Below are 22,709 nucleotides of genomic sequence, written 5' to 3' on the forward strand. Positions count from 1 at the left end.
ATGGAGAACCCACAGGTCGTTCCCGAACGCCGCCTGCCGTCGGTCGAGAACCGGAGACGGGCCGAGGTAGTGGTCGCCCCATTCCTGAAGGCCCTAAAGGGGTGGAACGCCAAAGCCGCGTATCTCGGCGTTCGCGCCTCCTCGGCCTACAGCTCGCCAGAGGAAGGAGCTTTGGCCCGCCTTGAGGCCGGCGCTCTCCTCGCGGAGGTCAAGCACCGTCACGCTGAGTTTCGCGTCGCAACCAAGGGTGAGCCACCACATGGTCGCATTGATGATGTCGACGCGGCTTTTGAGCGTTTGGTGGAGCAACTGCGGACCCTTTCGTGGCCACCCTGAGGAAACTTGCGACACCACAAGGTCGAAAGGGCCTTCGATTCATCCTGTTGCGCGTTGCCATATCGGCCGCCACGGCTTTACGGGCAAGCGCAGGGTGGTGTCCTTTGGATGGAAATATGACTTTTCCACCCAACGCCTCGAGAAGATCGGCCACATTCCCGACCTTCTCCTCCCCTTGCGGGACAAGTCTGCGCGCTTCGCCAGCCTTCCTCCGGAGTCGCTGGAGCAGGTGCTCGTCACTGAGTACCAGCCCGGCGCTGCAATCGGTTGGCACAAGGACAAGGCAGTGTTCGATAAGGTGGTCGGGGTCTCGCTCGGGGCGACCTGCACCATGCGCTTCCGCCGCCCGCGCAATGGGCTTTGGGAGAGAAGAAACGTGACGCTGGAGCCCGGGTCGGCGTACCTCATTTCGGGCGAGGCACGCACGGACTGGGAGCACTCCATCCCGCCTGTTGCCAACCTGCGCTATTCGGTGACCTTCAGGTCAATGAAACGGTAGCGCCCGCGCGTGGCGCTCTATTTGCTGCCGTACATCTGTTGCTGCTGCCGCATGGCAGCCAACAGCAGTTCGAGCTTGGTGGCGGGTAGTTGGGGGACGGGCTTCCCTTCGGCTTTGGGGGCGGTCATTTCGATACTCCGCGTCTGGCACCCATCAACAATTTCGTCAAAGTGAAGTTCCGGGCGCAATGGCTAACCTGCTCCAGATCGCACGGGACAATCTGACGAACCTCGCCAGCCGTCTAGGACCGAGCGCGACAAGTCCGCGTCCTCGACCTATGTCCTGACTCAACTGAGATGCTCAGCTCGTCGCCGCCTATTGGAGAAACTCGCTCTCCCAGTTTTCGAACACCGCTGACAAAAAACTCCCGCTGCCGATGTACGACCACAGATCCACCGTCTGCGATCCGTGCTCGACGAGCGTTTCGTTCTCGACCCGCAGGCCCGCCATCGCCATACCCAGAAGGGAAAGAGCGGTGAGTACGAGCGGTACGATCGTCAGCCCGTTATTGCGGAAGAAGCTCATAGCGACCGCCCAACAAATGTACCGGTCACTCAACCTTGTCCGGGGAATGAAGTTCCGCGAGCCTTCGCCCTACTCTCGCCCCATGCCTTCGGGTTCGAGCATGATCTCGAAGTCCTCAAGCGACTGGGGACTTTCGAGGTGTGCTCGCGGCGCAGAGTCTGCATAAAGTAGCCCGGTTGAGTCCCGTGCGCCGCCGTTCAAGGCAGGCCTGCTCCGACCGAGGTGGTGCCGGCGATGCCGAGACCCAGCCATTGACTAGACCGGTGCATGCGTTGCGTGGCCTCAGCGCAACAGCATCTGGCGCAGCTGTTCCCGCAGCGCGTTGCGCATGACCTTGCCGTTCTCATTGCGGGGTACGGCGTCAATCTGAAAAACCCTATCCGGCACGCGCTCGTTCAGCTTGGGCGCTGCCTCTGCGATTAGACGATCAGGATCGAGGCGTGCCGAAGCAACGACAGCTGCCCAAATCTCGTCGATCCCTGCCGTGTTCGTGCATCCAACTACCGCAACGTCCGTCACACTGGCCGACAGACGCAAAACCTCTTCAATCAGTTCCGGCGCAACCACGACGCCGCCCCGGTTGATGATGTCGCCCGTGCGACCGGTTATGACAACAAGCCCATCCGGTTCAATGCGCCCGAAGTCCCCAGGGTAGAACCATCCGTCCGACGTGGTTTCCAGCGGCTCGCCACGGTCTCCCACGTAGAATGCGATTTCGGAACTCCGCACCCGGAGCACGCCTTCGCTTCCGGCGGGAAGGGCACTGCCCGTGTCATCAACGGCTTCGATGGTTGCCCACGGGAGTATGTAGCCCGCCGCACCCTCGTGCCGCTCGAAGTCGGCCGCCGTTGCAGATGTGAGGCCACCTACTTCGGTTGAGCCATAGCCGCCGATGACGAAGCTGGCGAGGCGTGAGCGGATCTCGCTCAGCATACGGATTGGCAACTTGGATCCGGCAACCGAAACGCATCTCAGACTTGGCGGCGGCGCAGCCGTCCCAAGCGCGTTGAGGATACCCTGCAATTGCACGACAGCACCCCCGATGGCGCTGACATTGAACATCCGGACCAACTGCAAGGCTTCAACGTAGTTCGATGAGAAACACAGCAGCGCGCCGACACTATGGGTCAGGATTGGCGACATGATGCCAGCAATCGTCGAGAACCCCATCATGTTTAAGGCGGCACCACTCAGGATGCGCTGGTTCATGTAGGTTTGGGTGTGAGCCATCCTGAGCTCGAGGGATGCGTTCGTCAGCGCCACGCATTTTGGACGGCCTGTAGTCCCTGACGAGTAGACGTATCTCACCACGTCGTCAGGATTGGGGAAACCAGGCATCCCCATTAGCCTGGCGTAGTCGATGGGGGCGGACTGATCGAAGCTGAACCACCGGGGATCCACCTTTCGAACCGGAAGGTCTGACGGGGGGAGATCGTCGCGGTCGGTCAGGAATAGGTCTGGGCGTGGTCCGCTCTGCTGCGTGACAAAGATCGTGCCCACAGATGCCGACCTGACGCCCAGCAACGCCAAGGCATAGATCATGGCGGTGTGGTGTATCGGGTTCCGGATGTCGAGGATGACGAGTTGCCGCGGCTTCACGCCGAAGGAGGTCAGGGCATCCACCGCGGCCGCCGTCGCCCCCATGAGCGAACCGAAGTTGGCGACACCGCCACCATAAGCAATCGCGGGGTCCTGCTCGGACCGCCGCGCTTGGTGCACAATGGCTTTTACGAGCTGCATGCCCGGATCAGAAGTGGAAGTTCACGCCGGTCCGCACGACAAGGCCCGAAGGCTTGTACTCGGAGTCGAAGCTGCCCTTGCCGGTGTCGCCAGAAGCGGTAAGCGGCGACATCTGGTACATCAGACCTTCGGTCTTAACGCTGAGATTGTCGTTTACCGCGACTTCGACACCGGCGCCGGCGACGACGCCGGTGACAAAGCCCGATGCTATGGCGGGAACGGGCGTACCCTTACCTAGGTCGGAAACGTTCGCAGTATAGCTCGCCTGGCCGCCGGCAAGGCCAAGGGTCGCGTAAGCCAGCACCGGACCGTTGGTCACACCGAATCGACCACGTAGGGTCAGCAAAGATTCCAGCCGCTCATCGCCACCGGCGAACGGAATGAGATTGGTGTTGGTACCGTCGACCGTCGTCAAACTACCGTCGGCTTCGATGCCAACAACGAAGTTCTCGAGCTGGACGTTGTAGCCCGCCGTAAGCCCAGCCAGCCCACCTTTGGTGGCAAAATTCAGTTCGTTGCCGTCGGCTTCCAGGTCGCTGGTGGTGGCCACCACTCCAAGCGAAGCGCCGACATAGGCCCCCGTCCAATCGTAGGCCGATTGCCCAAGAGCGACAGCAGGGATGAGAAAGAGCGTCGAGCCCAGCGCCGTAGTAGCCAACAGTTTGCCACGCATGGCAGCCCCCAAAATAGACTCAATGACGACGCTACTGTGACGATTAGCTCCAAGCTGCTGAAAACGCTATGCCTTTTGTGCCACAATTCGCACAAAATGTGGACGTTCTTGACTGGCCTTTTCCTGCCGGCAGAACGACAAAAGGCCCGGCGTTCCCCAAGAAAACCCGGGCCAGTTGGAGCTTGTGTAGGATCCTTCCACCGCCTCGGCCGGTTGAGAGGCGCGGTGTCGCTGCCGCGCCTCATGTCTCTTTCCAGACCGTTACTGACGATGCCGGCTTCCTTGCAAGACGCGTAGGTCAGCAGGGCCAGATCGATGCTCTTCGTCGTAGTGGCATCGATCCCGGCGTCGGTCTCACCTGAAGTAGCGTCCGACGATCATCCTTCGCGAGCGCTTTGCTGCGCTCGATGGCCGCGCCTATTTCGAGGGAGCACGCTGGGCGCCGATGGCTTCGGTGGGAACTTGTCGGTCATGGCTAGTGCCACCGGCTCGCGTCCCGGGGGTGCCGGCGCTCCATTTCCCGCTCGTAGATCTCGAGCGCGAGTGGCGTCTCGAGGATCGCGAGCACTTCACCGAGCGCCTCCTTTGCCGATACCCCGCTGTCGCGCGGAAGGTACTCATAGAGCACGTCGGAAATCATCACGACGATGTCGTCGGCGTTGACTGGCAGGTGCCCGAGGCGTTCCTCGGGCGCTGAATTGGTCGGGTGGTTCAGGTCAACCATTGGGTCTCTCCTCCAGGTGAACATCGGTGGCGGGTTTGTCTTCGCGCAGGCCCTTGAAAGACGGATGCGGATCAGGCCGTCCAGGGTGATCTCGGTGTATTCGACCTCGGCCAGGAGGCGCGGCTCGACCCAGCGGGCGGCCCGCATCTCTGCCCGCGGCATTCCGACAACCGGGGGCCGTTCGTCGGTGCCGATCAGCTGCAGAACGTCCCACACGTCACGCCGCATCTTGTCGGTGAAACCTGTGCCCGCGCCGCCGCGGTAGGCCAGGCGGCCCGCCTCGTACGTGGCGAGGAAGAGCCCGCGGACATTGTCGACGCCATACTCGGGCGGCCGCCACCCGATCACCCGAACTCCTGCCGCTGCACGCACTTGACGTTGAGCCAGGCGGTGGAACGCTCCCCTGCGTAATAGCGAGCAATCGGGGACTTCGCGATGACGCCTTCGAAGCGGCCTTCACACATCGCTTTGAACACGTCAGCCCCGCCACCCGCGATGTGATCCGAATAGGCGATCGGGCGTCGTCAGGCAGGTTGGCCAAGAGGGCTTCAAGCCGCTGCTTGCGCTCCAGTTGGGACAGCCCGGCGATGTCCTCGCCATCGAGCTCCAGCAGGGCGAAGGCGTAGAAGACCACCGGTGTTTTGCCGTCGAGGCTGTTCTTCAACAGCGTGAAATCGGTGTGGCCCTCTTCGTCGATGGCGCACAGTTCGCCGTCGATCAAGGCGGACCCGGTTGTGAGCTTCGACAGCGCCGGTACGACGTAACCGAACTGGCGCGTCCAGTCATGGCCGACCTGGTCGCCGGCGATCGCCGCCTGCATGTGGTAGCCGTCGAACTTCATCTCGAACAGCCAGCTGTCCCCGGTAGGAACACGGCGCTCGAGCGTCGCCAGCTGGGCGGACGAAAAGCAGGAAGGATGGTGAGTCCCTGCGGCCTTGCCGTCGCGTGCGGGGAGCGGCCTTCACGGCCGGCATGAGGAACTCGTGTACATCGGCGATTCAATGCGGCAGGCACTGTTCGGTTGCGTACCGTAGCATGCCCGCAGACGAGCAGCCGATTACGCCATAACCAAATTTCACTCACTCGGTTTGCAGTGGCGGCATTGATCTAGGTTAGTGCCCTACGCCGTTTCTCGACGCTTAGAGCGGTTAGTAGAGCAGCCTCATCAGCCACTGGCGTGTGCGAAGGCACCATCTCCCCCAGGCCCCCTGGGAAGATCGCGTGCCGGATCCTCTGATAATCCCGACGAGGCGCTCCGGAAAGTGACCGGACAAGATGCGGGAAGCCCGCCTGACTAAGCCCTTGGCTTATGACCGGGCCTGGTGGAGCCGGGTATTCGTCAGCATCGTAAGTTTACTAGCCACGGCAGGGACCTCTCAAGGAGCAGGTGATGAATTCCACTCGGCCCAAACCGGGCGACCCCCCTAGTCGAATTCATCGCGAAGAATCTTGCCTGCTGTACGTTCGCTAGCACCGATCGCGCGACACAGCAGGCCGAGTTCAACTATTGGCGCGTCTGGTTCGGATTTGAGGAGCCAGACCAGCCGCACGAGTTCGGAGAGAACGTCTGGCTTGTTCGCAGGCGACCCTCACCGGCGGCCCGAACGAATTAATCGTGGGGCGGCCAACGGCCATTCAAAATCGCTTCGATGTCCTGAACGCCGCAACGCGGGGCATCAAAGGGGGCGGAAACCGGTGGCCCGTATTCCCGATCCCCACTGAACTAAACCGCTCCAATTCAGTATCTGGATCGAAACTTTGAGGCTGTTGGTGCCAGGTAAGGAGTCTTGGAACTGTCGAGTCTCCAGCTAGTTCGGAGAGGGCAACCCACGGAGACGCCCTCATGGCTCAGAACGATGCCGCCCTCGCCACCCTGCCCGTCATCCAGTTGAGCGAGTTCGTATCAATCCCGCAGTTGGGCTCGGAGTGTGGCAGATCGAGAACCAGAAGGTTGTTCCCACGGTGACCGGCGCCCTGGACGCTGGCTATCGCTTGATCGATACCGCGCAGGGCTATGACAACGAGGCGGGCGTTGGAGAGGCACTAGGAAGCAGCGGCGTGCAGCGCTCGGAAGTCTTCTTGACCACCAAGCTGCGCACCAAGGCCGCGGGGTTCGACGGTGCGCTGGCTGGCGTCCAGGAGTCGCTCTCCGCACTCAACTTGGACTTCATTGACCTGATGCTGATCCACTGGCCGACACCGGCGCACGACAGGTACGTGGACACGTGGAAGGGATTGATCGAAGCGAAGGATCAGGGCCTTGTCCGAAGCATTGGCGTTTCCAATTTCACTCATGACCAGTTGGAACGCATCATCGACGAGACCGGTATCGTCCCTGCCGTGAACCAGGTGGAGACTCACCCATACTTCCAACAGAAGGACCTCCAGCCCTATCTGGCTTCGAGGGGCATTCGCCACGAGTCTTACTCCCCCTTGGGCAGTGGTGAGGTGCTCGACGATCCGATCATCGGGGAAATTGCCGCCAGCGCCGGCAAATCGCCCGCACAGATCATCATTCGCTGGCACCTGCAGCGAGGCTCGATCGTCATCCCGAAATCAGAGACTCCAGAGCGCATCCGCGAGAACTTCGACGTCTTCGGTTTCACCCTATCCGATGGGGAGATGGGACGAATCTCCGGACTAGATGATGTCGAGAACGGCCGAACCGGCAGCGATCCGGACACCTTCAATGATCTCTACTAGTTGACCGGCCAAGTAACGTAGCAGTGTTCCGGAACCCTCCTGCTGCAAGCAAGTTCATAATCCGCTTCCGGGTCACGTGCGCTGGGCCGCGCGCACGCGGAGGACTGAAACTCGCACCGGGGATGCCCTATGACTATCGATCTCGACCGTTCAGCCATCCAGCCTCGTGTGGCCACCGGCGCGCCGCCGCAGGCCGTCCGGTTTGGGCCGCTGGTGGACGGGGGTATGACGGCGTTCCGTCTTTGGGCGCCAAGCGCGCCGTCAGCGGACCTGCTTATCCAAGGCCGGGACGCCGTCCCCATGGTCCGCAGTCCCGAGGGGTTTCTGCTGGCCCCCGTGGAGAATTGTGGGCCCGGGACACGCTATAAGTTCCGGATAGGCGACTTGGAGTTTCCGGACCTCGCCTCCCGGCAACAGGATGATGACGCGTCAGGCTGGAGCGTGGTGCGCAACCCTTTGCGCCCCTCGGACCGTAGAGTCCCCGTGCGTCCGTGGCACGAGACGATCATCTGCGAAGTCCATATCGGTACTGTAAGTCCTGAAGGCACCTTCAACGGACTCAGGAACCGCCTCGAGCACTTTCGCGATGCCGGCTACACCTGCCTCGAGATCCTACCCGTCAATGAGTTCCCCGGCACCCGCAACTGGGGCTACGACGGCACACTGATCTTTGCTCCCGAGCACAGCTACGGAACGCCCGAGGAACTGCGACAGTTGGTCGATCGCGCCCATGAGCTCGGACTCTCGATGATCCTGGACGTGGTCTACAACCACTTCGGGGAAACGGACAATTTCGTCCAGGACTATGCGCCCCAGTGGTTCAGCGACGACGTCACCACCCCGTGGGGACCGGGAATCAATTTCGACGAGCCGATGGTCCGCCAGTTCTACTACGAGAACGCCGTGATGTGGCTGTCTGAGTACGATTTCGACGGGCTGCGCTTCGACAGCGTCCACGAAATCAAGACCGGCAGCCGCGAACTGTTCCTCGGTGAATTGGCAGAAGCAGCAAAGGCCGCCAAGCCGCATGCCTCATTGATCCTTGAGAACGTTAGGAACTCCTTCAACCTACTGGAGCGGAACGATCGTAACGAGCCGATGCGGTACTTAGCGCAGTGGAACGACGACATGCACCATGTGCTCGCCTACCTGGTCACCGGCGAGGGTGCGAAGACCGGGTACGACGATGCGACGAAGGATCCTTACGCCGACTTGGAAAAGGCGCTCGCCGACGGCTTCGTGCACGATCCCTCGGAAGGTGACGGTAGCGACGGACGAACGCGGGGCGGCGATGGCGCGAAGCTTCCGCCCGACAGCTTCATCACCTACGTGCAGAACCACGATCAGCTTGGCAACCGAGCCGACGCCAAGCGTCTATCCGAGCGCATCAGCCCCGAGCAGCTGGACTTCCTCCACTTCGCCAAGTTCCTCGCCCCCCAGGTCCCGCTATGCTTCATGGGGGATGAAGGCAACCTGACGAGCGGCTTTCCCTTCTTTCTCGATCTGCCAGCGGACGTGGCCAAGGCCAAGAGCAATGACCGCTACAAACAGATGCGGGAAATGTTCAAGGAGGAGGTGAAGCCCGGACAATTGCCCGAGCCGAACGCCCCCCAGACGTTCGAGATGGCCAAGCTTCCCTGGCAGGACTACGAGAACCTGCCCGAGCGCCAAGCGGCCCTGGATCGCTTTAGGGCAATGGGACATTGGCGGCAGCAGAAATTGTGGCCCCTGGCGGCGACGCCTTGCCTTGATGCCAAGACTGCTCGGCAGGGTAACTGCATCATCGTCACATGGACATTCGAAGCTGGCACTCTATCGATGGCACTGAACCCGACCAACGCTCCAGCTGACATTGCCTGCGTGGTCAATCGTACGCCCGTTTCCACGGGGCAGTTCTCCCAGGCTGGTGATGTGCTCCGGCTCGGCGCGTGGTCGGCCGTAGCCTGGTAGTGGTGATCAGTGGGGCGCGTGACGCCGCCCCACTGAAGCTCATCACATCACCGGCTTGCCGCCAGTTACCGCAATTGTGGCACCGGAAATGTAGCTGGCTTCGTCGCTTGCCAGCATGACGTATGGTGGGGCGAGTTCGCGGGGTTGCGCGGGCCGGCCGAACGGCACCTGCTTGCCGAATTCGACGACGTTCTGCACGGGCAGGCTTGCCGGCCCCAACGGCGTCCATACAGGCCCTGGCGCAACCGTGTTGGCCCGGATGCCCTTCTTGGCCAGCAACTGAGCCAGTCCAGCGCTGAAGTTCTGGATCGCCCCCTTGGTGACCGCATAGGCCAACAACTCGGGACTCGGTTCATCCGCCTGTTTGGAGGCCGTGTTGATGATCGATGAGCCCGGCTTCATGTGCGGGACGGCAGCCTTGGTGAGGTAGAACATCGCCGAGATGTTGACCGCCAGGGTCTTCTCCCACTCCTCGTCGGGGATCTCCTCGAGGCTCTCGAAATAGCTCTGGTGCGCGGCGTTATTGACCAGCACGTCGATCCGCCCGAAGGCCTCGACGGTCTTCGCAACCAGATTGCGGCAATGTCCGGGGTTTGCAATATCGCCCGGCAGCAACAGGCACTTCCGGCCTGCCGCTTCGATGACCTTCTTCACGTCGGCAGCATCCTCCTCCTCGCTGAGGTAGGAAATTGCCACGTCGGCGCCCTCACGGGCAAAGGCAATTGCGACGGCCCGGCCAATGCCGGAGTCGCCGCCAGTGATCAGGGTTTTCTTTCCCTCCAGACGCTGTGACCCCCGATAGCTGTCCTCGCCATGGTCGGGCACCGGATCCATGCGGCTGGCGAGGCCAGGGTACGGCTGCTGCTGTTCAGGAAAGGGCGGCTTTGGGAAGTTATCGAGCATCGCAGAACCTCTTAGTTGCATAGATGGGTTCAACTTCGGCAAGACGCTTTGGTTCAGGGTGGGCGCGCGTTCCGGCGACCGCGTCGGATTGGTCGCGGTGAGTCTCTCGAGCAGTGGTCTGGACTCCGAGGAATCGTCGAAAGCGATAGGGGGAACCTAGTTGGCCGCAGGAGGTTGCGAGTGGGCGGAGTGTGCTTCGCCCAGGGGATTACATGCCGCTCGTTCTCATCCTTAGATTTATTTTCGGCGTGCTCTCGCTCGCCATCCTGGGCGCCGCTGCCTACTTCCTGTGGCGGTGGTATGATGGGGTCACGGTTGTCGATACCGATGGCGTCGTTCACCGCATCCGTGAAGATTGGCCGCTATGGATCGCTGCCGGCGCGTCGGTATGGTCGTTCCTCGGTGGCCTCATTCTGAAGCCATTGGTCGCAGGTCGAGACAGGCGGGTACTGAACCTCGTCCGAGCTGAAGAGGCTCACGTAATCGACAGCCCCACAGGTTCCATGCTTTACGTGGAGACGCACGGCCCCGCGGGCGCGCCCACTATCATTCTCACCCATGGCTGGGGCTTGGACAGCACTATCTGGGGATATGCGGTCCAGGATCTCGCGACCCACTTCCGCGTCGTCACCTGGGACCTTCCAGGCCTCGGGCGCTCCAGGGGCAAGATCGAACTGGAGACTTTTGCCGCCGACCTCCGCTCCATCATCGATCTGGAAAATGCGGGAAAGGCCGTCCTCGTTGGGCATAGCATCGGGGGAATGACGATCCAGACCTTGGTGCGAGACGATCCGGGCTTCGTGGAACGACGGGTCGCCGGCATCGTGCTGCTGAATACCACCCACACCAATCCACTTCGCACCATGATCCTCAGCCCGCTCTGGCGCGCCCTGCGGTGGCCGCTGATCGAACCACTAATGTGGCTGGCAATACCGCTGCAACCGCTCGTGTGGCTTTCCGCCTGGCAGAGTTACCTGAGTGGGTCAGCGCACCTCGCCAACCGCATCGGCTTTGGCAAGCACGTCAGTCGGAGCCAACTTGATGCCGTTACCCTCTTGGGTACGCGTAACCCACCCGGCGCCCAGGCACGAGGGAACCTTGCCATGTTTCGTTGGAACGCCACGGGCGCACTCGCAAAGATCAATTTGCCCGTGCTGGTTATCGGCGGCGCGGTAGATATCGTCACCAAGCCGGAGGCCAGCCACACCATATCGGAGAGCACTGCCGCTGCGCGTGTCTCGATCATCGAGGAGGTCAACCATATGGGTTTTCTCGAACAGTACGAAACCTACAACAGCGCCATAGGCCAGTTTGCAGCCGAGGTTCAGCCTTGAAGAGCGTCACGCTGAGCTGTGGGATCCTGCCTTGATCTGACGTCATGGACGAGACAAACCTGACCGCTGACGAGCGCCGCGCCAAAAAAGCTGAAAGGCGCGCTAAGCAACGCGAGATCACAAACTTACGGGCGGGCAAGATGCACGAGGCGCGCTTGCTGGCTGAAGAAAGTTGGTCCGGCCGTGCTCGTCGATCGCGCACACCTCGCCGTCGATCAGCACGGTGCCTCTCGTTAACCGTGAAAACGCCGGCACGACGTAACCGAACTGCTGCGTCCAGTCGTGGCCGCCCCGGGAATACATCCGAACCTGGCTGCCCGCGATAGCCGCCTGCGCCCGGTAGCCATCGAACTTCATTTCGAACAGCCAGCTTTTGCCAGTGGGCACCCTGCGCTCGAGTGTCGCCAGTTGCGGCGGGCGGAAACTAGGAAGCACAAGTGGGGTAGAGTCCGAGTCCCGGCGGCTGGCCGCTTGGAGCGTATGTTCTCCAATTCCTCATGTAGCGGTTGATGTACTCAGCCCTGCCGAAGCCCGGCGAGCCCTGGGTCGAGTTCATATACGAGAACCTCGCCCGCTGGACGTTTGCCAGCACCGATCGAGCCACTCAGGACGCTGAGTTCCGCTATTGGCGAGGCTACTTTGGGTTTGAAGAGGACGACGAGCCGGACGAGGTGAGGGGCAACGTGTGGCTTGTTCGCAAAACACTCCAAGAACATGGGAACTAGAATGATTCCAACGCGTTGCAACTATCGGACTGAGCCTAACGGGCCGGGCCACCACACACTCTAAAGTCATACTCTCGGTCGCGCCGGTCCCTAAAGCGGCGCGACCGTTTTCTTTTGCGTCCCGGGCCGCTCCCGTCATGGACGAGTCGACGGCTCACTGGCCGCCTCCTTCACCTCCTGCGGGTCCTCAGTCTCGAGGCGACGTTGGATAGCCGCCTTGGCACCCTGAGCAAACTCCTCGCTCGAGTACGGACCCCACTCGACCTGTTGCCCGTCAACATACGCATAAAAGTACCATTTGCCGTCCCGTCTATCGGGGCCGAAAACCCGCTCTGTCATCATCGCTCCCTTTCGGGGCGACAACGCAGCATGGCTTTAAAAGTTCGCGCCTCAGTCGATCAAGCGGCGGTTCGAACCGCAGCGTCAGGTGCTTCCACTTAGGGGCCGTCACTGTGAGCCAATCGCTAGAAGCGTCGCTGCTTCGCCGAGGTCAACCAGTCGAGACCCGCGATCACCGGTGTCTTCCACTCGATCGTCAGGCCCTGCTCGTCGGTGCGAATTTTCCAATCGACGACGTCCTCGATGTGAGCGGCACTAGTGTCGAGCACCACGTCGTTGGAGAACCGCACTGTAACATCTAGCTGCCGGCCAGTTTGCTCCACCGTGACGTGCTTTTGCACGTCGCTGTCGACCTGGAACTGAAAGTCGAGATGGCTATCCATGAGCTCCTCGCCGTGCCAGATCTATACCTTGCACGCTTCATCAATTTCGAACAGTGCGGCGGGGTCCGAAGGCCACCTTGGACACCCGCCGCGTACCAAGTTCCCAATAGGGGGGGAACTTGGTTATTGGATACTGGCCTGTTTTTCCTCGACCCTACGCAACAACTTGCTGTGAACCCAACCGATCCGATCTCCACCAGCCGTGATCAATACCCACCCCCCGTCCTCCTTAATGACCGTAACTGGTGTGCCGCCCTTCAGCGAGAATAGCTGTCGGGTTGTCTTCTTGGGGCCGGCTCGGACGCGCAGGGACTCGACTGCGACCGTGTGGCTGAAGGTCGATGCCGGCGGCTTGGCCAGTGGACCTGGCTCTTGCGAAAGGGACGCCACCGGCACCGATTTCGCGATGTCGAGATCTTCGGGCTTGGCCTTGGGCAGTACGGCCACGTAGCTCGGTTTCAGATTTGTGGTCTTGACCGGTGTCGCCGCGGCAATCCTGGCAACCGTGTCGGCGGTGAAGCTTAGGCCGGTGACAGTCATGACGCCGGAGAGCAGCATGACGGATGCGAAGAGTGCCAAGGACACGAAGGTGCGGGCCATTTTCAGCTCCGATTGTCGGAGCGATGGTCGGCCAGTGGAGGGTACATGTGTATTCGGGATGATGGCCAGCCATCGCTCACGGAGAGTCAAACCAGAGCGGACTGCCTGAGTTCCGGATAGCGACTTCAGTCGCCATCGGACCGGCCGATGTGACCTTCAGTGCTTGCTAGACAACGCCGACCGCTGCGTGTCTATCGCCAGTTGGCGACCTGACCCACCAGCACGATGCCAAGTGCAATTAGAACGACGATGGCGAGCCATGCTGCCACCATCCATCCGATGCCGTAACGCCCCCTGAGCACGCGACCCTCCAATATGGGCCCATGGCGCTTGAACTACTGCTGGACCCGGAGCATCAGGACGGAACATTAGCTTGGTTCGCGTTTGGTGCAATGGGCGATGCCGAGGGGGCATTACACGTTGCTTCCGAAGAGCTTTCTGCCCCCGTCGCATCGTATCTTACGACCTTACACCTTACGCGCGTTCGATCGCGCAGCGGGAAAGTATCGGTAAAGGGTCGAAACAGAGACGCCGAGAGTCCTCGCAGCCTGATCGGCGGTAACGCAAGGTGATGCAAGTAAGGCCTCGGCAGCGACACGTCTGTCGTCCGATAGCGAAGGCGGTCGACCCCCTCGTCTGCCCGCAGCTCTGGCGGCGGCAAGCCCCGCCGTGGTCCGCTCCCGGATAAGTGACCTCTCGAACTCGGCAAGGGCACCGAAGAGGTGAAATACGAGCCGTCCTCCTGGCGTCGTGGTGTCGATGCTCTCGGTAAGCGAGAGCAGGCCGACACCTCGCTGGTCCAGCAATTCAGACGTCGACAGGAGCTGGCTCAGAGATCGAGCTAGCCGGTCCAGTTTCCAGACCACGAGAACATCGCCACGGCGTGCGAATTCCAGCGCCGCTTTAAGCTCCGGTCTGTCCCGTTGAGCACCGGACGCCTGCTCGCTAAAGGTACGCTCGCAGCCCGCTGCCGCCAGTGCATTCATTTGTAGCTGAGGGTTTTGGTCGACGGTCGATACTCGTGCGTAACCTAGCTTCACGGGACCTCCAAGAAACGTTCCGGTCGCTGTTTCTGACAAGAAGGGGTTTCAAGAAACAGTTCTTGGAAGCGCTTATGCGACCCTTGGCGGGTAAATCGCAACCAGTTCGACAGGCTCTCAAAAACCTACGTTTCTGAGGCCCGCGCTGGTCCGACGCAGACCGTGGCCTTTCCTGATGCGGCTTGGCATAGACGGTTGTTGGCTGCGCTGGCCGAGGCGGTGCTAATTCACATTCCTTGGCATCATCGGGAAGCGTCCACGCTGCCGCGGGACCGAGCGCACGAAAGTGGTGTTGACGTCCTCTTCGTCAAGGTCGGCATCGGCCTTTGGTGGAGGCGCCTCGGCTGCCTCCTTCAACCTCTCGACAATCTCCCGTTCGACTTCCGGCGAAAGCTTCTCGTGAAGGCTCGCTTTGTGCTCGGCCCGTCCAGGATAGGCTCGCTCGAGCATCGCTCCAATATAGCTATCTTTCGCTAGCGGAGTTCTGGAGCTCACACCGATCAGTCCAAGGTCGGCAAGTGCAGGGTCGGCGAGATATGTAGTTGCCAGCTCCGCGAGATGCGCCCGCAAGTCGTGTGCCCACGCGAATTGCTGGTCTTCCCTCAAGAAGAGCGGGACGACGCGGCGGTGAAGCTTGTCGCCGGAAATGAACGCCTGGCAGAATGGCAAGTAGTACAGATACGCCATGTCCGCGAAGTTAGACGACTTGTCCGGATCGATGTGCCCGCTCGCCATGGCGAAGGTCCTGAAGAACTCGACCAGCATCACGTGGCGCGCATAGGGTGCAAACTCCGCAAGCGGAGGGCCTCCGGCCTTCTTCCAGCGGGCGACCACTTTCGGTCGGTCGGCAGAAGAGATGTTGAACATCTCCAGCGCCGCCCGAAGGGTCTTGTGCCGCGCACCGCTGCGATCGATGATGCTCTCGGCAAACCGTTTGACGGTACCGAGATCCTTAAAGCTGAACCGTGCGGGAGAAGCTCCGGTAAATTCCTCGATGCTCTCTGGTGCATGGGCGAGAAACTCGCGCCAACGGCGCGCGGACCGGTATTCGTCCTCTCCGAACTGCCCCTTATGCCAGCGCTCGGCAGCAATGCTCTCCGGCGACTTCTCGTAGACAGTTCCAAGCCCCTCGGATGACTGCACGCGGCGCCCGCCGCGGATTACCGGTACGCCGCGAATGTCTACGGGAAAGCCGAGGAGTTCCCCCATCGCGATCTCGTCATGGGGAATGTTGGAGTAGCACCGCATGCTGGGTGTCTTGCCCGCGAGCGTGCTCACCAGCTTCTGACGCGCCGCCTCGTCGGTTATGTCGGACTTCTCGAGATCAGCGAGAACCTCCACGAAGAAGAGTGGCGTCATATTCGACATGAAATGCATGTCGAAGACCGCAGCCTCGTCGGCGTTGATCGAATGGATAAAAGACTTGTCGAAAATCGACATCAGCATGGGACCACTATAGTCGAGTCTCAGACGTCGGTGCGAGCAGATCTGTTAAGCGGGGCTAGCGCAGCCGACCTAAGGCGGTCCGCGTGTGGCACCTGGATCGGGCCACGTCTTTCGCAGCCGCCACATAGCCATCGTCAACGGCGACGGCGTTCCCCGACCAAGCGCATGACAAACTCTCCTTGGTCCACCGATCAGGGTCACGCCCGTCGGGGCCAGTATCAGCCTCATGCCTCGCTGAATTCAATCTTCGCCACCACTTCTTCCATGGCGTAGTGGACGAACTGCGCACCGAGGTCAGTAAGGACATATGGCTCCGTCATGTCGAAAGCCGACTTGGCGGTTCGTGGCGCTTGACTTGGTGGCGAGCGGCGCACCGGTGCTTTCCGCAGAAAATTGCCCGCGCCGTCAGTCTCAGCACCTGTCTCAGCACACTTCCGGTGCTCAGGTCACGGATAAGCATCTTGAAGAGGTCGGCGTCCGCAGAGTCCTCTCGCACTTGGGGACGGCCAAGGTTGTCCCATATCTCGCCGCGTGTGATGCCTGGACTGCGGTACACCTCTCCCACAACCTCGAAATGAAAGTCGGAGTAGAGGTTCACCCAGTCGATAAAGAGACGCACAACGTCATCGGAGGTCGTGTGGGCTGCAGCCGCGTTGGACAGGATATTGCGCATCCGCTGACGCTTGTATTCAGTATCGACTGACGACCAGTTCCGGAAGGCCTTCTTCAACAGCGGGCGACTCGACACGTTCGCGAACCTGCTCGTCCCGCATGTCGATGCGAGCCATAATCTCGGCAATCGTCTTTCCTTTTTCCCGCAGTTCGTCCTCAAGCATCTGCAGCCACTGCTTCAGGATTCTGGTCACTTGTTCTTGCTCAGTCTCCGACCAGTAGCCGACGCCAGCGGCAACCAGCCCCCCTACGAAGGGTATTGCTGAGCCCAATGCGTTAAGAGCCGCTCGCGCCGCCTTCTTCTTGCTATCCGGATCAAGCGCGCCTTTGTCGACGTCGCGTGACATCGACCGCCTCCTACCGGGTGACAGGTGGCGGCTGCAAAGCCGCCTGCTGATCCCGAGTAAGTGCGTGCCACGCGCTGTCCACCGCGCTGCGGGCCGCATGCCATTTCGCCAGATTCTCCATGATCCGCTGAGCAGTGGGCCATTGGCTGCCATCGGCGCTTACAGAATCACGGCTCATCATGGCTTCCATAGGAAGGCCCTGCCCTGTGTTGGAGAATGAGAACCTAGCTCGCTTCTGAGCTATCGTGTTGCCAATCTCGGCGATGGACTTTCCTAGTTCACTGATTTCCGCGTCGATTCTGACAAACTCGGCGCGGGCAGCGATGTAGTCGTCGATGCTCATGTCGCTTCTCCTCTACAGGTCGCATGGAACGCAACATTGCCATGTGCTCAAACACGGCGCGTGGATCGCGAGCTGGTTTTTAACAGAGTTTCGCTAGTACCACCGCGCCGCCCTGCCAGTGCGAACGAACGAAATCGAATGCACAGCCATTTGAAAAGTGATTGCCTACAGCATCGACAGCTGACCGCTGCCCGCTTGAGTAGCATGTGCCGGCATTTCCGGGCTTCTCGGGGTATCGGACCATTCAACCCGGCACGCACAACCCTGCTCTTCTCGGCTTGCCCGAGGTCCGCATTTGGCCCTATGCAGACCTTCGGGGCCATAGCTCGCTATCGGACTGAGATGCCACGGCGCTGCGTGCCATAGCCGGCCCGGACATAGACTTGCGCAGCCCGGATACGCCGTCTGCGACTGCAACCGTGGTGCCCTTAGTGGCATCGCTGGACTCTCCCTGGTGCAGCAAGTCTAGGGCGTCGTTTCCAGCAGTTCGGCCAGCGCGGACAGGATCGAGCCACCCTCATACGGCTTGCTGAAGAAGCGTGATCCAGTGGGTAGCTGGCTTTCAGACACGATGGTCATTCCCGAGGCAACCACTATCCTGATCGGAGGCCAGCGATCGCGAACGAAATGGGCCAGCTTCATGCCATCCATCGTCCCGGGCATATCTATATCGGTGAAAACCACCCGAATGTCGGTCCGCGCCTCGAGAATGCGAATGGCCTCATCGGCGTTCTTGGCTTCCACAGCCTCGTATCCGGCGCTTTCGACGAGATCCATCGCGGCAAGGCGGATCACTGCCTCGTCTTCTACTACAAGCACCGCGGCCTTAATATTTGACATGTCGCTCCCCTGGTGCCCAACAACCTCGCCTGACTCGGTAGGTTGCATCACTTCGTCAGGGATCCGCGGTCAGGGGACTGCGCCGTCGCATCGCGCACGATCGCCAGGCCGGAATGAACGATCTCGACCTTGGTACCCGGGGCAGCACGTCCGATCTGCACCTCAGCCTCCAGTTGGCTCGCGAGGGCCTCGACGATGCTGGTGCCGAGTCCGGGCTTGGCAACTTCGGGGTCTGCCGACATGCCGACCCCGTCATCAGCGACCGACAGTGTCCAGTTGGGACCGCGCGCCTGGTACTGGACGTTTATCTGGCCATGTCGACCTTCGGGAAAGGCGTGCTTGAGAGCGTTGATTACAAGCTCGGTTACAATCAGCCCCAGACTTATCGACGTATCCGAGCTGACGATGGAGTCGTCGACCGTGATGCGGATGGACAGCCTTGCGGGGTCTTCGATCATCGAGGCCCCGAGGCTGGCGCACAGCTGCGTGAAGTAGGGACGAAGCGCCACGTCCCCTTCGTTCGTTTGTGCGAGCTGCTGCTGCACGGAAGCGATCGACATCACCCGACTGTGGGCATCCTTGAGGTGACCGCGTGTCTCTTCGGACTGAACGCGTCGGGCGCTCTGCAGTAGGACACTGGCGATGATCTGGAGGCTGTTGGCGATACGGTGCTGCACTTCGCGCAGCAGAACGGCCTTGTCGCGGATCAGGTCGTCCTTGAGTTTCTCGCTGGCGCGCGCCTTCGTGACATCTGCGATGGCCAACAGCAGCCGTACGCGCACCTTGTCCTCGTAGTCGAGCCGATGGGCATTCAGCACCAGGTGCCGGACCGCCTGTTCCGGCCGGCGAAGGTCAAGCTCGTAGGCGTGGATCTCGGCGGCCCCCGAAGCGGTCGCCGCCAGCAGCGAGCCCAGTTGCGGCACATTCCATTCCCCGGCGCCCATCTCCAGTACAGGCTTGCCCTGAAGGGTCGCGGGATCGATGTTGAACGCCTCGCAGAAAGACGTGCTCGCAGCGACGACCGTGAGGTCGCCAGCGACAAGAAGAAGCGGTGTGTCTGAAGTCGCAATCACCGCAAGCATCAAGCTGAGGGCTGCGCTTGCAGGGAACTCGTCGTGGGCATCCATCGCTGGGCCCTCCGTGCCGGAGGCTCGCTAGGCGAAAGCCATCCCCGGAGGCAACGGCGTATCAGCCGTGCCGACCTTCCCCTATCACCTATTCGAGTTCGGCCGGCAGGTGTTCGCGTGAGTGCCGGGTTTGTGTTGAGCGGAGCGACCATCGGAGACGGCTTGCAGTTTTTGTCTCCTTCTGGCGCGAAGCGGACCATGATCCCATCGGTTCACCCGCCGATGGGGCTGAAAATAATGGTCTACAACATCAGCACGTCACCGCAGCCCGCATGTAAAGCATGGTGCAAGCATCTCAGGGCTTCTCGCGCGTTCGATCCGGCCTTCCGGCGTACACAACCGTGCTGATTTCGGCGCGCCGGATGTCCGCTAATGGCCCAAGCCGCCATCGCGTCTTGGCGCGCTGGGCCTCGTGTTCTAGGTTGTCCAACTCGTTCCAGGCAACTCCGAGAGTGCTAAGATGGCGTCCACATTCACCGTGCACGAGGCGTCCGGGTATGAGCAGCTCATGGGGCGATGGAGTCGCAAGCTGGCACCCGCATTCATCGAGTTTGCGGGGCTCGCTGCCGGCGAGAAGGTGCTCGACGTCGGGTGTGGTACGGGCAGCCTGACATTTGAACTCGCCACACGAAGCGAGCCCGTCGAGATCCGAGCCATCGACTACGCTCCGGCATTCGTCGAGGCCGCGCGGCAGGCTAATACCGATCCGCGGGTCACGATCGAACAGGCGGACGCTACTGCATTGCCCTTTGGGGATCGGACATTTGATCGTGCGATGGCGATGCTGGTGTTGCACTTTGTCCCGGACACGCCGCTGGCAATCAGAGAAATGCGCCGAGTCGTCAGGCCAGGCGGCGTCGTGGCGGCGGTGGTGTGGGACCATCTGGGTGGCATGTCCGGGATGCGTATGATCGTGGACACCATCGCAATGCTGTCGGAAGGTGGGCGCCAGCTTCGCAACCGCTATGTCTTCCAGCCAATGATGCAGCCTGGCGAAATGAAGCGAGCCTTCGTCGACCAAGGACTGGACAACGTGGCGGAGGAACAGCTGATGGTCCGCATGGACTACCGCGACTTCGATGACCTGTGGGCGCCCATAGCTGCCGGCGAAGGACCGCTTGGCAAGTTTGTTGGCCAACTCGAAGCAGAGGAGCTCAATAGAGCAACCGCCGCAGTTCGAGATGCATATGAAAGCGGGAGACCTGACGGCCCGCGTTCGTTCGCCAGTTTGGCGTGGGCCTGCCGCGGGATTGTTCCGTAACCGGCGGCACTTCGGCGGTCCCACCCTCGATCGCGCGACACGGGTTTCTCCTTTTGGCGCTTGGGGACGGTGGGGCGCCCCGTCAAGGGGAGGTTGCTTGACCCCCCCGAGCATCCAGATGCGGGAGCAGCAGAACGCTTTCCTGCTCGTTGGGATCTGTTCGGGCAACTATGGCGGAAGCCGGTGACGCGGTCAGGTTGGCCGGTAGGTGCGGCACCCCTGCAGGGATGTAGAACAGATCCCCGGCGTCGGCTGCGATGTGGTGTTCCAGCTGTTCCCCGTACCAGGCGTCAATCCGACCCGAAAGCACGTAGATCGCCGTCTCGTGGTGTTCGTGGAGGTGTGGTTTGGCGCGGGCACCCGGCGGCATAGTCAGCACGTGCATGCAGATTGCCTGCGCACCCACTGTTTCCTTGGATATGCCATGCAGGTAGGTCAGGTCCTGCTTCCCCTGGTAGGTCGAACCAGCGCGAATGAGCTGGCAGGTAGGGCTCGCCTCATTCATTCGAATTTCCTTATTGAAGGTTGTGGAAGGAGCGCCGGCGCCTGCGGCGGAAGCTTTTCCGGCGGGTTGCTGCGGTGAATCGTCATGATTAGACTCCTTTTGATCTTTTGTGCCCGACCAGCAATTCAGCGCCGCGCCCCGTTTGGCGGCCTCGATCAGTTCTCTCACGCTAACTGCCGACTCTACGCCGCCGCGACGCTGATCGGTTTCCACGTCAGAGGCGGTCAGAACGCCTAATACGCGAGCGCGGGGAGTTTCCCCTTGAACGGTGAATCGATGAGTTGCTTGAGCATGAAGTCGGCGACGTCTGCGCGTGAAATGCGCGTGCCACCGTTCGGCAGGCCGTCGCGGACGACGCGATAGTTCCTGGTGCGGGGCCCATCTGTGAGCGCCATCGGCCGGACCGCGGTCCAGTCGAGGGTCGATCGCTGTAGGTACCGCAGCGCGAGACGGTGGTCGGCGAGCGTGTGGCGGATGCCGAGGCGTACGGCCCACACGAGTAGCGCGGTCAGGGGATGATGCGAGCTTTCGGACAAGACGCCGAAATTTGAGAGGACGATGAGCCGGCTGACGTCGGCGCTGCTCATGGCCTCTATGAGATTGGTGGTCGCGGTCGAATAGAGTTGCGTCGGCCCACGGCGATGGTCGCTACCCAAGGCACTGATGACAGCGTCGTGGCCCGCGACGGCCTTGCGGACATCGGCATCGTTCGTCGCATCGCCCTGCGCCAAGGTGAGGTGCTCATGGATTGGCAATGACGATGGATTGCGTGCGAATGCCGTCACGTGATGACCTGCATCGAGCGCCTGCTCGACAGCAAGACGTCCAACACCTCGGCTCGCGCCGATGATCAGGATGTTCATGGGAAGGGTCCTTTGGTAGTCTGGTTATTTCGCTCGCTCAGCCGGCGTACCCGCCCTCGTCGCGAAACTCGCGGTCGAAATCGAGGTTCGCGGCGAACCATTCCGTGGGTCCGGCTTGCCACCAATATCGGATAACGGCGATGGCCTCGGCCGGCACTGCTGCCGGATCCGGTGCAGGATCGATGTTCTGTTCCAATGTCGGAATCTCGGTGTGCTGGAGAAGTCGGGCTATTGTGGTCATGGTCTGTGTTCCTCAAGCGCATGAGGTGATGGTGCGGCGAGCGCGCGGGGCACAAGAACCAAGACGGCGACCAGGGCGATTGCGCCCAGGCCGGCAAGGATCGGCCAATCGTCGAGGGTCGGCTTCAGCACCATGTCGATGACGACCAAGACGAGGATCGTGCCGTCGAACGAGGCCGCAAGAAGTACCTGACGGGCGAGCCGAACTGCGTCCGCGGACCGTCCCGCCGCGCGGAGCGCAAGGATGCGCTCGATGCGCGGCCCGAGAACAGTTGCGCCGAGAACTATGACGGCGGCGATGCCACCCAAACCAATCAGCACCCAGAGGTCCAGCCAGAGGTCGCCAAGCCAGGTCATGCCCAGGCCGAAGGCGAGGGTCGCCAAGGAGGCGGGCACGAAGATGCGCTGGGCACACCATTTGAGCTGCGCGATCGTGTCCAACAGTTGCTCGTCGCTCCGGCTTCGAGCGGCCATCATACCGAGCGCGGTGCCAAGGAGGCCGCCGCCCACCCACGCGGTTGCGGACAAGACGTGAAGCGTCTTGAGAACAGAAAAGAGGTCCATATCTACCTCCACCGTGCGGAGGGTGCG

General features: G+C 61.2%; 25 protein-coding genes and 1 pseudogene. 6 read left to right on the forward strand and 20 right to left on the reverse strand.

Translation table 11 applies throughout. The features are described 5' to 3' along the window. Complete coding sequence (locus AC1DV8_RS21150) at positions 1–336, forward strand: hypothetical protein (RefSeq protein ID WP_477152355.1); 336 nt, start codon at positions 1–3, stop codon at positions 334–336. Next, positions 260–835, forward strand: coding sequence for an alpha-ketoglutarate-dependent dioxygenase AlkB (locus AC1DV8_RS21155; RefSeq protein ID WP_477158799.1), 576 nt, complete (start codon positions 260–262; stop codon positions 833–835). The genes AC1DV8_RS21150 and AC1DV8_RS21155 overlap by 77 nt, the downstream gene beginning before the upstream one ends. A gap of 315 nt (positions 836–1,150) precedes the next feature. On the opposite strand, the gene AC1DV8_RS21160 is transcribed toward AC1DV8_RS21155, so the two are convergent. From AC1DV8_RS21160 to AC1DV8_RS21180, 5 genes and pseudogenes are all read right to left on the reverse strand, one after another. Further along, positions 1,151–1,360, reverse strand: a complete 210-nt coding sequence (locus AC1DV8_RS21160; RefSeq protein WP_477158800.1) for a DUF6766 family protein — start codon at positions 1,358–1,360, stop codon at positions 1,151–1,153. A gap of 282 nt (positions 1,361–1,642) precedes the next feature. Then, positions 1,643–3,100, reverse strand: coding sequence for a class I adenylate-forming enzyme family protein (locus AC1DV8_RS21165; protein WP_477158801.1), 1,458 nt, complete (start codon positions 3,098–3,100; stop codon positions 1,643–1,645). 7 nt (positions 3,101–3,107) lie between these two features. Then, on the reverse strand, positions 3,108–3,773 hold the full coding sequence (locus AC1DV8_RS21170) for an outer membrane protein (RefSeq protein WP_477158802.1): 666 nt from the start codon (positions 3,771–3,773) through the stop codon (positions 3,108–3,110). Between the two features lie 475 nt (positions 3,774–4,248). Next, entirely contained in the window at positions 4,249–4,845 is a 597-nt protein-coding gene (locus AC1DV8_RS21175; protein WP_477158803.1) for an ATP dependent DNA ligase, read from the reverse strand. Between the two features lie 235 nt (positions 4,846–5,080). Further along, positions 5,081–5,338 (reverse strand): annotated as a pseudogene (locus AC1DV8_RS21180) (DNA ligase-like domain-containing protein); the annotation flags it as partial. Between the two features lie 1,085 nt (positions 5,339–6,423). Between AC1DV8_RS21180 and AC1DV8_RS21185 the strand changes: the two are divergent. Next, a complete protein-coding gene (locus AC1DV8_RS21185; RefSeq protein ID WP_477158804.1) occupies positions 6,424–7,200 on the forward strand; it encodes an aldo/keto reductase in 777 nt (258 codons plus the stop codon). Between the two features lie 129 nt (positions 7,201–7,329). Next, on the forward strand, positions 7,330–9,150 hold the full coding sequence (locus tag AC1DV8_RS21190; protein WP_477158805.1) for an alpha-amylase family glycosyl hydrolase: 1,821 nt from the start codon (positions 7,330–7,332) through the stop codon (positions 9,148–9,150). 42 nt (positions 9,151–9,192) lie between these two features. Here AC1DV8_RS21190 and AC1DV8_RS21195 read toward each other — a convergent pair whose 3' ends face one another. After that, complete coding sequence (locus AC1DV8_RS21195; RefSeq protein WP_477158806.1) at positions 9,193–10,053, reverse strand: SDR family oxidoreductase; 861 nt, start codon at positions 10,051–10,053, stop codon at positions 9,193–9,195. 212 nt (positions 10,054–10,265) lie between these two features. Here AC1DV8_RS21195 and AC1DV8_RS21200 point away from each other — a divergent pair, with 212 nt between their 5' ends. Then, positions 10,266–11,387 carry an alpha/beta fold hydrolase gene (locus AC1DV8_RS21200; RefSeq protein ID WP_477158807.1) on the forward strand — a complete coding sequence of 374 codons (1,122 nt, stop codon included), beginning with the start codon at positions 10,266–10,268 and terminating at the stop codon, positions 11,385–11,387. Positions 11,388–11,504: 117 nt separating this feature from the next. On the opposite strand, the gene AC1DV8_RS21205 is transcribed toward AC1DV8_RS21200, so the two are convergent. From AC1DV8_RS21205 to AC1DV8_RS21250, 10 genes are all read right to left on the reverse strand, one after another. Then, positions 11,505–11,822 (reverse strand): ATP-dependent DNA ligase, encoded by a 318-nt coding sequence (locus AC1DV8_RS21205; protein WP_477158808.1) that lies wholly within the window; start codon positions 11,820–11,822, stop codon positions 11,505–11,507. A 754-nt stretch (positions 11,823–12,576) separates the two neighbouring features. After that, the gene (locus AC1DV8_RS21210; protein ID WP_477158809.1) at positions 12,577–12,834 is read right to left on the reverse strand and encodes a hypothetical protein; all 258 of its coding nucleotides are present in this window, start codon (positions 12,832–12,834) and stop codon (positions 12,577–12,579) included. A gap of 123 nt (positions 12,835–12,957) precedes the next feature. Further along, positions 12,958–13,434, reverse strand: coding sequence for an SH3 domain-containing protein (locus AC1DV8_RS21215; RefSeq protein ID WP_477158810.1), 477 nt, complete (start codon positions 13,432–13,434; stop codon positions 12,958–12,960). Positions 13,435–13,901: 467 nt separating this feature from the next. Then, positions 13,902–14,420, reverse strand: coding sequence for a recombinase family protein (locus AC1DV8_RS21220; protein WP_477158850.1), 519 nt, complete (start codon positions 14,418–14,420; stop codon positions 13,902–13,904). Between the two features lie 276 nt (positions 14,421–14,696). Beyond that, positions 14,697–15,914 carry a hypothetical protein gene (locus tag AC1DV8_RS21225; protein WP_477158811.1) on the reverse strand — a complete coding sequence of 406 codons (1,218 nt, stop codon included), beginning with the start codon at positions 15,912–15,914 and terminating at the stop codon, positions 14,697–14,699. A 322-nt stretch (positions 15,915–16,236) separates the two neighbouring features. Beyond that, the gene (locus AC1DV8_RS21230) at positions 16,237–16,650 is read right to left on the reverse strand and encodes a hypothetical protein (protein ID WP_477158812.1); all 414 of its coding nucleotides are present in this window, start codon (positions 16,648–16,650) and stop codon (positions 16,237–16,239) included. After that, positions 16,610–16,939 (reverse strand): hypothetical protein, encoded by a 330-nt coding sequence (locus AC1DV8_RS21235; RefSeq protein WP_477158813.1) that lies wholly within the window; start codon positions 16,937–16,939, stop codon positions 16,610–16,612. The genes AC1DV8_RS21230 and AC1DV8_RS21235 overlap by 41 nt, the downstream gene beginning before the upstream one ends. Before the next feature lie 10 nt (positions 16,940–16,949). Next, a complete protein-coding gene (locus AC1DV8_RS21240; protein ID WP_477158814.1) occupies positions 16,950–17,282 on the reverse strand; it encodes a hypothetical protein in 333 nt (110 codons plus the stop codon). Positions 17,283–17,747: 465 nt separating this feature from the next. Continuing rightward, positions 17,748–18,122: a response regulator gene (locus AC1DV8_RS21245; RefSeq protein WP_477158815.1), complete on the reverse strand. Its 375-nt coding sequence runs from the start codon at positions 18,120–18,122 to the stop codon at positions 17,748–17,750. A gap of 47 nt (positions 18,123–18,169) precedes the next feature. Then, positions 18,170–19,249, reverse strand: a complete 1,080-nt coding sequence (locus AC1DV8_RS21250) for a sensor histidine kinase (protein ID WP_477158816.1) — start codon at positions 19,247–19,249, stop codon at positions 18,170–18,172. A 460-nt stretch (positions 19,250–19,709) separates the two neighbouring features. Here AC1DV8_RS21250 and AC1DV8_RS21255 point away from each other — a divergent pair, with 460 nt between their 5' ends. Beyond that, entirely contained in the window at positions 19,710–20,510 is an 801-nt protein-coding gene (locus tag AC1DV8_RS21255) for a class I SAM-dependent methyltransferase (RefSeq protein WP_477158817.1), read from the forward strand. Between the two features lie 82 nt (positions 20,511–20,592). Here AC1DV8_RS21255 and AC1DV8_RS21260 read toward each other — a convergent pair whose 3' ends face one another. The 4 genes from AC1DV8_RS21260 to AC1DV8_RS21275 form a co-directional block, all read right to left on the reverse strand. After that, positions 20,593–21,015 carry a cupin domain-containing protein gene (locus AC1DV8_RS21260; RefSeq protein WP_477158851.1) on the reverse strand — a complete coding sequence of 141 codons (423 nt, stop codon included), beginning with the start codon at positions 21,013–21,015 and terminating at the stop codon, positions 20,593–20,595. 233 nt (positions 21,016–21,248) lie between these two features. Continuing rightward, positions 21,249–21,878 carry an NAD(P)-dependent oxidoreductase gene (locus tag AC1DV8_RS21265; protein WP_477158818.1) on the reverse strand — a complete coding sequence of 210 codons (630 nt, stop codon included), beginning with the start codon at positions 21,876–21,878 and terminating at the stop codon, positions 21,249–21,251. 37 nt (positions 21,879–21,915) lie between these two features. Then, positions 21,916–22,119: a hypothetical protein gene (locus AC1DV8_RS21270; protein ID WP_477158819.1), complete on the reverse strand. Its 204-nt coding sequence runs from the start codon at positions 22,117–22,119 to the stop codon at positions 21,916–21,918. Next, positions 22,116–22,682 (reverse strand): DUF2269 family protein, encoded by a 567-nt coding sequence (locus AC1DV8_RS21275; RefSeq protein WP_477158820.1) that lies wholly within the window; start codon positions 22,680–22,682, stop codon positions 22,116–22,118. Before AC1DV8_RS21275 ends, AC1DV8_RS21270 begins: the two co-directional genes overlap by 4 nt. Positions 22,683–22,709: the final 27 nt, after the last annotated feature.

This window comes from Devosia sp. P3_B2 (assembly GCF_056402875.1).

Coding starts and splice junctions, on each gene's coding strand:
- AC1DV8_RS21150 (WP_477152355.1), top strand. CDS start 1: ATGGAGAACCCACAGGTCGTTCCCGAACGCCGCCTGCCGTCGGTCGAG.
- AC1DV8_RS21155 (WP_477158799.1), top strand. CDS start 260: ATGGTCGCATTGATGATGTCGACGCGGCTTTTGAGCGTTTGGTGGAGC.
- AC1DV8_RS21160 (WP_477158800.1), bottom strand. CDS start 1,360: ATGAGCTTCTTCCGCAATAACGGGCTGACGATCGTACCGCTCGTACTC.
- AC1DV8_RS21165 (WP_477158801.1), bottom strand. CDS start 3,100: ATGCAGCTCGTAAAAGCCATTGTGCACCAAGCGCGGCGGTCCGAGCAG.
- AC1DV8_RS21170 (WP_477158802.1), bottom strand. CDS start 3,773: ATGCGTGGCAAACTGTTGGCTACTACGGCGCTGGGCTCGACGCTCTTT.
- AC1DV8_RS21190 (WP_477158805.1), top strand. CDS start 7,330: ATGACTATCGATCTCGACCGTTCAGCCATCCAGCCTCGTGTGGCCACC.
- AC1DV8_RS21195 (WP_477158806.1), bottom strand. CDS start 10,053: ATGCTCGATAACTTCCCAAAGCCGCCCTTTCCTGAACAGCAGCAGCCG.
- AC1DV8_RS21200 (WP_477158807.1), top strand. CDS start 10,266: ATGCCGCTCGTTCTCATCCTTAGATTTATTTTCGGCGTGCTCTCGCTC.
- AC1DV8_RS21210 (WP_477158809.1), bottom strand. CDS start 12,834: ATGGATAGCCATCTCGACTTTCAGTTCCAGGTCGACAGCGACGTGCAA.
- AC1DV8_RS21215 (WP_477158810.1), bottom strand. CDS start 13,434: ATGGCCCGCACCTTCGTGTCCTTGGCACTCTTCGCATCCGTCATGCTG.
- AC1DV8_RS21220 (WP_477158850.1), bottom strand. CDS start 14,420: ATGAATGCACTGGCGGCAGCGGGCTGCGAGCGTACCTTTAGCGAGCAG.
- AC1DV8_RS21225 (WP_477158811.1), bottom strand. CDS start 15,914: ATGTCGATTTTCGACAAGTCTTTTATCCATTCGATCAACGCCGACGAG.
- AC1DV8_RS21235 (WP_477158813.1), bottom strand. CDS start 16,939: ATGTCACGCGACGTCGACAAAGGCGCGCTTGATCCGGATAGCAAGAAG.
- AC1DV8_RS21240 (WP_477158814.1), bottom strand. CDS start 17,282: ATGAGCATCGACGACTACATCGCTGCCCGCGCCGAGTTTGTCAGAATC.
- AC1DV8_RS21245 (WP_477158815.1), bottom strand. CDS start 18,122: ATGTCAAATATTAAGGCCGCGGTGCTTGTAGTAGAAGACGAGGCAGTG.
- AC1DV8_RS21250 (WP_477158816.1), bottom strand. CDS start 19,249: ATGGATGCCCACGACGAGTTCCCTGCAAGCGCAGCCCTCAGCTTGATG.
- AC1DV8_RS21255 (WP_477158817.1), top strand. CDS start 19,710: ATGGCGTCCACATTCACCGTGCACGAGGCGTCCGGGTATGAGCAGCTC.
- AC1DV8_RS21260 (WP_477158851.1), bottom strand. CDS start 21,015: ATGAATGAGGCGAGCCCTACCTGCCAGCTCATTCGCGCTGGTTCGACC.
- AC1DV8_RS21265 (WP_477158818.1), bottom strand. CDS start 21,878: ATGAACATCCTGATCATCGGCGCGAGCCGAGGTGTTGGACGTCTTGCT.
- AC1DV8_RS21270 (WP_477158819.1), bottom strand. CDS start 22,119: ATGACCACAATAGCCCGACTTCTCCAGCACACCGAGATTCCGACATTG.
- AC1DV8_RS21275 (WP_477158820.1), bottom strand. CDS start 22,682: ATGGACCTCTTTTCTGTTCTCAAGACGCTTCACGTCTTGTCCGCAACC.